Annotated in this window: 1 protein-coding gene; it reads left to right on the top strand. The window is 72.7% G+C overall.

Annotated elements, in window-relative coordinates:
• Positions 1-5: 5 nt before the first annotated feature.
• Positions 6-1,971 (top strand): acyltransferase domain-containing protein (locus HCJ92_RS23840; RefSeq protein WP_338054361.1); only part of this gene is annotated, 1,966 nt, incomplete at its 3' end.

Raw genomic sequence — 1,971 nt, 5'->3', positions numbered from 1 at the left:
CGGGTGTGTTGGTGGGTCATTCGATTGGTGAGTTGGCGGCTGCGCATGTTGCGGGGGTGTGGAGTCTGGCGGATGCGTGTGCGGTGGTGGCTGCGCGTGGCCGGTTGATGCAGGCGTTGCCCGAGGGTGGGGCGATGCTCGCGGTCGCCGCTGCCGAGGCCGACGTTGTCGCGGTGCTCACCGGTGTGGACGCCGCTGGTGTGGCGGCGGTGAACGGTCCGTCGTCGGTTGTGGTGTCGGGGACGGTCGAAGCGGTCGCGGGGGTGGAGTCGGTTTGTGGGGAGAGGGGTTGGCGTTCGTCGCGTCTGCGGGTGTCGCATGCATTCCACTCGTCGTTGATGGAGCCGATGCTGGCGGAGTTCCGGCAGGTCCTGGAGAGCGTGGAGCACAAGCCGGCGAGGTTGCCGTTGATCTCGACGCTGACCGGTGAGTCGGAGTCGGTGTTCGGGGCGGAGTACTGGGTGCGTCAGGTGCGTGAGTCGGTGCGGTTCGCCGACGCCGTCACCACCGCCGAGGCGCAGGGGGTGACGCGGTTCCTGGAGATCGGACCCGACACCACCCTCACCGCCCTCGCCCAACAGAGCGCTTCGTCTGCCGTGCTGGTCGTTCCGGCCGCACGGCACGGGAAGGAGAGCGAGACCGCCGAGGAGCAGTGGCTCTGTTCCGCTCTCGCCCTGCTGCACGCCCATGGGGCGTCGCCGGACTGGCGGGCGTTCTTCGCCGGTGCCGACGGCAGCCGGATCGACCTACCGACCCACGCCTTCCAGCGGAAGCCGTTCTGGCTGGCGGAATCGAGCACCTCCGCCGACCCGCTCTCGATGGGGCTCGGCGCCACGGACCACCCCCTGCTGGGTGCCTCCATCGTGCTGGCGGACTCGGACGGCCTGCTGCTGACCGGCCGGCTGTCCGCCGCCACTCAGCCCTGGCTCGCCGACCACCGGGTCGGCGGCTCGGTGGTCTTCCCCGGTACGGGGTTCGTCGAACTGGCCATCCGGGCCGGCGACCAAGTGGGCTGCGGTCGGCTCCAGGACCTGACGCTGCACACCCCGCTGGTCCTTCCCGAGCGCGGGGCCGTGCAGATCCAGGTCATCGTCGGTACCGCCGAGGAGGCCCGGCTCCGGCCCGTCAGCATCTACTCGCGGGCGGAGGAAGCGGTCGGGGACGCCCCCTGGATCCGGCACGCCACCGGTGAGGTCGCCGCCGTTGAGGTACGCGAGCCGCAGCCGCCCGCCGGTGCGGACGTCTGGCCGCCCGAGAACGCCGAGGCTGTTCCGCTCGACGGAATGTACGAGGAACTGGCGACAGCCGGGCTCGCCTACGGCCCGGTCTTCCAGGGGCTGCGGTCCGCCTGGCGGCTCGGCGACGAGGTCTACGCCGAGGTGGGCCTGGCGGAGCAGCACGGTGCCGACGCCGACCGCTTCGGCCTGCACCCGGCGCTGTTCGACGCCGCGTTGCACGCCATCGGCGTCGTCGGCCCCGCTTCGGGGGACCCCGCGCTGCCGTTCGCCTGGTCCGGTGTGGAGCTGCACGCCGCCGGGGCCTCCTCGGCCCGGGTGCGGGTCGCGCCCGCCGGCAGCGGTGCGGTCTCCCTGGAGATCGCCGACGCGTCCGGGGCGCCCATCGCCACCGTGGCCTCCCTGGCCCTTCGGTCCGTATCGCCGGGTGAGCTGACGGCGGCGCGGTCGGGCGCCCCCGGGACCGACGCGCTGTTCCACATCGACTGGGCCCAGACGACCCTCGCGCAGGCCCCGGAGATGTCGGTCGGCGAACTCACCGACGGGGCCGCGGGCTCCGGATCCGCCGCCGTCTCCCTCCTTCGGGCCGGCTCCGCCGACACCGGCGCGGACGCCGTGCGGGGTGAGGTGTCTCGGGTGCTGGGTGTGGTGCAGTCGTGGTTGGCGGAGGGTGCCGCGGATGCTCGTCTGGTGGTGTTGACGCGGGGTGCGGTGGCGTTGCCGGGTGAGGATGTGG

The sequence above is a fragment of the Streptomyces spiramenti genome (assembly GCF_012034385.1).
Classification (GTDB): domain Bacteria; phylum Actinomycetota; class Actinomycetes; order Streptomycetales; family Streptomycetaceae; genus Streptomyces; species Streptomyces spiramenti.
Note: the sequence above shows the minus strand (reverse complement) of the source record. Positions and strands in the feature narration are given on the sequence as shown.